Annotated in this window: 7 protein-coding genes; 3 read left to right on the plus strand and 4 right to left on the minus strand. The window is 65.7% G+C overall.

What is annotated here, in order from left to right; all coding sequences use genetic code 11:
- Nucleotides 1–31: 31 nt before the first annotated feature.
- Nucleotides 32–1,105 (minus strand): amino acid ABC transporter substrate-binding protein, encoded by a 1,074-nt coding sequence (locus AC1DY5_RS38995; RefSeq protein WP_478119810.1) that lies wholly within the window; start codon nucleotides 1,103–1,105, stop codon nucleotides 32–34.
- Nucleotides 1,106–1,138: 33 nt separating this feature from the next.
- Nucleotides 1,139–2,236, minus strand: a complete 1,098-nt coding sequence (locus AC1DY5_RS39000) for an aminotransferase class V-fold PLP-dependent enzyme (protein ID WP_478119811.1) — start codon at nucleotides 2,234–2,236, stop codon at nucleotides 1,139–1,141.
- A gap of 159 nt (nucleotides 2,237–2,395) precedes the next feature.
- Between AC1DY5_RS39000 and AC1DY5_RS39005 the strand changes: the two genes are divergently transcribed.
- Nucleotides 2,396–3,112, plus strand: a complete 717-nt coding sequence (locus tag AC1DY5_RS39005; RefSeq protein WP_478119812.1) for a helix-turn-helix transcriptional regulator — start codon at nucleotides 2,396–2,398, stop codon at nucleotides 3,110–3,112.
- A gap of 38 nt (nucleotides 3,113–3,150) precedes the next feature.
- On the opposite strand, the gene AC1DY5_RS39010 is transcribed toward AC1DY5_RS39005, so the two are convergent.
- Both AC1DY5_RS39010 and AC1DY5_RS39015 read right to left on the minus strand, forming a co-directional pair.
- Nucleotides 3,151–3,384, minus strand: coding sequence for a hypothetical protein (locus AC1DY5_RS39010; protein ID WP_478119813.1), 234 nt, complete (start codon nucleotides 3,382–3,384; stop codon nucleotides 3,151–3,153).
- 62 nt (nucleotides 3,385–3,446) lie between these two features.
- Entirely contained in the window at nucleotides 3,447–4,760 is a 1,314-nt protein-coding gene (locus AC1DY5_RS39015) for a winged helix-turn-helix domain-containing protein (RefSeq protein WP_478119814.1), read from the minus strand.
- Between AC1DY5_RS39015 and AC1DY5_RS39020 the strand changes: the two genes are divergently transcribed.
- Together AC1DY5_RS39020 and AC1DY5_RS39025 are read left to right on the plus strand one after the other, a co-directional pair.
- Nucleotides 4,753–5,220 (plus strand): hypothetical protein, encoded by a 468-nt coding sequence (locus AC1DY5_RS39020; protein ID WP_478119815.1) that lies wholly within the window; start codon nucleotides 4,753–4,755, stop codon nucleotides 5,218–5,220. The two genes, AC1DY5_RS39015 and AC1DY5_RS39020, sit on opposite strands and share 8 nt — an antisense overlap.
- Nucleotides 5,221–5,445: 225 nt before the next feature.
- The coding region (locus AC1DY5_RS39025) for a hypothetical protein (protein ID WP_478119816.1) at nucleotides 5,446–5,889 on the plus strand (444 nt) is incomplete at its 3' end.

Below are 5,889 nucleotides of genomic sequence, written 5' to 3' on the forward strand. Positions count from 1 at the left end.
GCGATGCCGGGCGTTGCTGTCATGCCGGGGCTTAGCGCATCGGCACGGCGTAGAGCAGGCCGCCCTGTTCGGCGAGTCGGTTCTGCGCGCGCGGCATGCCCGTGCCCGCGAACGCACGGTCGAACACCTCGCCGTAGTTGCCGACCTGCGCGATGATGTTCGCGGCCCATTCCTTGTCGAGGCCCATCGAGGGGCCGAGGTCCGCCTCGGTGCCCAGCAGCCGTCGGACGTTGGGATCGATGGAGCTCGCGAAGGTCTTCACGTTCTTGGAGGTCACGCCGAGCTCTTCGGCATTGATCATCGCGTTGAGCGCGTAGCGGACGACGTCGAACCATCGGTCGTCGCCCTTGCGCACGACGCCGGCGAGCGGCTCGCGCGCGTAGGTCTCGGACAGCAGCAGGTAGTCGTCAGCCTGCGCGCCGAGCGTGTTCTTGAAGGTGGCCAGCGCCGAGAGGCTGTGGAAGATCGCGTCGCAGCGCTTCGCGAGGAAGGCCTTGCGCATCTGCTCGCCCTCGGAGAATGGCACCGGCTTGTAGCGCAGCTTGTTCTTGCCGAAGAACTCGGCTGCGTTGGTCTCGCCGGGGCCGGTGATCATGCACACGCTGCCGCCGCCCAGCTTGGCGGCGTTGGTCACCTTGAGCGCCTTGGGCACCATCAGGCCATAGGTATCGAAGAAGTAGGTGCCGGTGAATTGCACGCCCGATTTCGATTCGCGTGCGAGCGTCCAGGTGATCTGCGAGAAGGAGGTATCGACCTCGCCCGACTGCACCGCCACCAGGCGCTGTGCCGGCGTGAGGCTGATGAACTTCACCTTCTCGGCATCGCCGAAGACGGCAGCCGCCACGGCCCGGCACATGTCGGCGTCGAGACCGCGCATCACGCCCTGGCTGTCGGGCAGCGAGAAATTGGAGGAGCTGCCGATGACGCCGCAATTGAGGACGCCACGCGCCTTCACCGCGGCCAGCGTGGCTGAAGCGGTCGCCGCGGCCGGCGCCGCGGGCGCGGCCTGTGGTGCGGCGGGTGCCTGTGCCAGGGCGGCGGCGCCCATCGTGGTCAGGGCGAAGGTCAACGCCAGTCGACGGGCGCGCGGTTGAAAGCGGGACATGATGGAACTCCTCGGATGAATTCGGCGGCTCGCTCAGGCGGAGATCACCTGCGCCATCTCGGCGGCGCAGTGCTCGACTTCCTGCGTCGTGTTGTAGAAATGGGGCGAAACGCGCAGACCGTCGCCGCGGGCCGAGACGCTGATGTTCCTCCCGGCCAAGCGCAGCCGCGCGGCCTCGCCATCCGCGGCGCGGAAGACGAAGATGCCGGCGTGGCGGTCGCGCGGCGTGATCAGGTCGAGCCCGTGCCGGTCGCTCGCCGCGATCAGCGCATCGCCCAATGCCAGCACGCGCGCATGCACGGTGTCCCAACTGATCGACTCGAACAGGTCCAGCGTGGCGTCGAGGCCATAGAGCGCGGGAATGTTGACGTGGGCGTACTGCAGTTGCCGATCGTCTTCCATGTTGGCATAGCCGCGCCACGCGGGCGTCATCGATTCGCGTGCGCGGGCCGAGGTCACGAGGATGCCGAAGCCGAAACCCGAGAGCATCCACTTGAAGAAGGAAGAGACGAAGATGTCAACGCCGTCGAGGCGCGTCGGCACCGCGCCCAGCGCCTGGATGCCATCCACCATCAGCAGCGCGCCCTGCGCGTCGCAATGGCGGGCGAGCACGTCGAGGTCGACCGTGGTGCCGGTGCTCGAATGCGTCTGCGACACCGCAAGCACACGGGTGCGGCGATCTACCGCGGCCATGAGCGCGGCTTGGCGCTCCGGTTCGCTCGGTATGGCCACGCGGATCACCTCCGCGCCCGCGCGCTCGGCTTCGGTCCAGATGCGCGCGACCGACGGGAACTCGTCCTCGGCCAGAACGATGCGATCGCCGGCGTGAAAGTCGAGGCTGTGCGATGCGAGGTTGAGGCCGTCGGTCGTGTTCATCACGAAGGTGATGTCCTCGGCCGTGACGCCGAGCCACCGCGCGAGCCGCGCGCGCAACTGGCCCGACAGCGCCCACCACTCGGGCCGCGCGTCGTAGCCGCGACTCTTGACGTCGTCGTAGAAGCGCGCGACGGCGGCGCCGTGGCCCTTCCAGCACAGGCCGGCGGCCGCGGTGTCGAGGTAGATGCGCTCATCTAGATAGGGAAAGAGCTCGGTGATCCGAGCGGAGCGTTCGACCTGGGGCACGGGCTGCATCGCGATAAGCGCAGGGTGGCTCGGAGTTGATATTTAGTTGAACGAGATCAACAAGCTGTTTAACATGCAATGTACGTGTCGCTCGCCAGACGTGTCAAGAAGATGGACAAGAAGGTCTCGCATGGAAAACCCAGGCTCCACCCTCGCCTCGCCCCCGAGGTGAAGCGCGAGCGCGAGCTGATCCTTGGCACCCTGGCGACCCTGGTGCCGATGCTCGGCGCCATGGTCGGCGATCATGTCGAGGTCGTACTGCACGACCTCACCCGACCGGAGCAGTCAGTGCTGCGGATCGCCAACGGGCATGTCACGGGCCGCAGCCCCGGCAGCCCGGTGCTGGCGGGGCCGGGGAACGACAAGGCGCTCGCGATCCTGGCCGAAGGCAAGGCCCCCGCCCAGCCCGGCGAGCATGTGACGGTGTATCCCTATCCCACCTTCACGCGCGACGGCCGGTCGCTCGTCTCCGCAACAGCGATGTTTCGCGATTCGCTCGGCCATACCTTTGCTGCGTTGTGTCTCAATGCGGACTTCCACAGCATCGAGGCCGCCCAGGCGCTGCTCGCCCGCATGCTGCCGTCGCGCGGTGATCCGCCGCCGGCCGAACCTTCACGCGTCGACATGCCCGACATGGAGGCCCTGATGCGCGACATCATTTCCTGCGCGGTCCGTCGCTACGGCAAGCCAGTCCCGAAGATGGACAAGGAAGAGAAGACCGCCGCCGTGCAGATGATGCAGGAGCGTGGATTGTTCATGGTGCGCGGCGGCGTCGAGCGCGCCGCAACGGCGCTGGGGGTGACACGGTTCACGATCTACAACTACCTCGACGAACTGAAGAAGCGCGTCAATGAGGCTTCGGGGAGACCGCGGTTTCCTTCATGATGGCCTACGGCGTCCGGTATGGCTCGGCCATCTCGCGGTCAAGGCGCGTCGCTTTCCCTCAGAAACGAAAGAAGGTGGCCTCGGATGTCCTGCAACTGCTGATCCGTCAGCCGGTGATGAATCAGCAAATCGGGAAGCTTCGGCGCCAGGTTTCTCAGGTCCTGACGCACGGGTTCCGGAGATACATCCAGCAGGTGCGCCACGGCAAGACCCATCGCAATCTGCTGCGCCTCCAGTTTCTGGAGAGCAGCCTTGAAATATTCCTCGTTCATGGGCGCCCCTTTCGAAAGACGTTGGTGGGTGGGGGAACTCTGCATTGGATGGTCATCGCCGGTTATTTCTCGGGCAGGCCCGCCTTGCGTAAGCCCTCGACCAGACGGGCGCGCTGGACCAGGAAACCGGGTCGTCCCCAGGGTGGAAAAGCAGCAAGTAGGCAATCGTGGTGCCAGGTATCGACTCGCGGAGCTTGGCCATGTGGGCGGCGGCGTTGGCGCCCCGACCATGGAGCGTCGGGCCGATGACCGGGTTGGCCGAGGCGCGCGGCGTCGACCTCATTGAGATAGACCCTGAGCGCGTATGCGACGCGCAGGGCGAAGTTCGAGTTCAGTGCGTCGCTCTCCGTTGCAAAGTCGGCGCGGTTCAAGCGCACGACCTCGCCGGTGGCGACCGAGCTCAAATAAGACTCGATGGCGACGCGATCGCCCACGCGAACCACCCGGCCGCTCAGCACGTAGCGCACCTTCAGCTCTCGGCCGATGCGCTCGATGTCGGGCGTGCCGGCATCGTAGCGTGTGGTGGCCGTACGCCCGATCACCCGCATCGCACAGCGCAGCGAGATCTGGGTGGCGATCTCGTCGGGCAGCGCGTTGCCCAGCATCGACCCGCTGAATGCTTCATCGGCATCGACAAGGCGGAGCACCGCCGTGGCGCGGCGCGCTTGGATCTGTTCGTCGATGCTGAACGGTGGATTCGGATGCATCTGCCAAGCGGCGCCCGCTGCAGCCAGCGCCAGGGCGCCGATTCCCGGCCACAGCCACCAGCGGATGGGCGCCTTGCGACGCGTGTCCGCGGCGGCCGGGTCGTCGGGCTCGGCAGCGGGTGCGTCGGCCAGGGGCGGCGGTTTGGCAAGTGCAGATGCATTGACGTCAGATGAGGGCCGCAACGCCTCGATTGCAACGTCGAACATGTAGCCGCGTCGAGGCAGCGTCTTGATCAGCTGCTGATCCCGATCACCCAACGCTGCGCGCAACTCCCCGACGCACTGCACCAGCGAATCGTTCGTCACCACCACCGGGCCCCACAGCGCACCGATCAGTTCGTCCTTGCTCAACAGCCGCCCCGGATGGTCGATCAGGTAGCGCAGCAAGRCGCGGGGCTTGGGCCGAAGGGGAATCGTTCGCTCGCCTCGGCGCAACTCATCGCGGCGCGAGTTGAATTGGAAGCCAGAAAAGCAAAGGACACGGTCGCCGGAGGTGCCCGACTCACCCATCAGCGCTTCATCGCCGACTCGTTGATTGATCGTCGATAGCTCGTCGTTCATTCGGCCACCCCTCAGGACCTGCGCGGCCGCTGCCCCTAGCGTGTGGACAGCGGTCTTCTTGCCGCATTTTGTTCCCCTCTCTGACAGCGCGGGAGATTTCATGAGCATTGCCAGCTCTACCCAGAGCAGCCTGCATGGCCATGGCAAGGTTCAGCGACCGCCTCATGGTCGGCTTGCCTGGGTCGCCCGCCGCATCGTGCGCGTGCTGGTGTGCGTCGTTGCGGTCCCATCCATCTCCGACCAACCGGCGCTTTCCCACGAGCGGGTTTATCTGACCCCAAATGACATGGCGCACGTCCTGGTCGGCAAGAACCTCGTCTCCAGAAATCTGGCGACAGGCATGCTTTCCCGGTGGGAATTCCGTTCGGATGGTCAAGTCTATTTTGTCGATCGGAGCGCGCCGGGCGGAGGGTCTGGCAAGTGGGTCATCCACGCCGACGGCTCGATGTGCCTCACGATGAAGTTCCGCACTGGCTGCCACTACTGGTTCAGGAAGGGCAGCAAGATCGCAGGGTCGAGCACCAGGGAACAGGATGCCCCGACGGAGGCCGAGATCCAGTTGAACTAGGTGTGCGCCGCCGCAAGGTCTTTCGCTCGACGCCCTCAATCAGTTGCGGATTCAACCGATCGAACGCGCCAAAGTTTTCGGCTGTAAGCCCTCTCCCACGCTCAAAACTCCCATGTGCTGCGGCCTCTGCATCCCACCCTGGCGCAGCATGAACTCGCCACTGAATCCGAGCGCCATTCAAAGCATGGGGCGGCGGTGGCTTGTCTTATCGCTCCGGGAGCAGCAATGAACACAATGACCCCGCAGACATGGACGCTTGTCGCCATCGTCGCAGCCGTGGTGCTGATCGCACTGGCCGCCTATGCAATCCACCGCAGCAAGCAGTCGCATCGACTGCGGGCGCGCTTCGGCCCGGAATACGACCGTGCCGTCGAGGCGCACGACAGCCGCGCCCAAGCTGAAGCAGAGTTGCGACGCCGCGAAGATCGCGTCGGGCATCTCACGATCGTCCCGCTGACACCCGCGGATGCTGCGCGCTTCAGCGCGGCCTGGACCGCCTTGCAGGCCGATTTCGTCGACAACCCACGAGGCGTGGTGGACCAGGCCGATGCGCCGGTGCGCGAGCTGCTGGCCAAGCGTGGCTATCCAATGGCGGATTTCGAGCACCGGGCGGCGGACATTTCGGTCGATCACCCGGCCGTGGTGAGCAACTACCGCGCGGCGCAGGAC

The organism is Variovorax sp. P4_D9, from assembly GCF_056401695.1.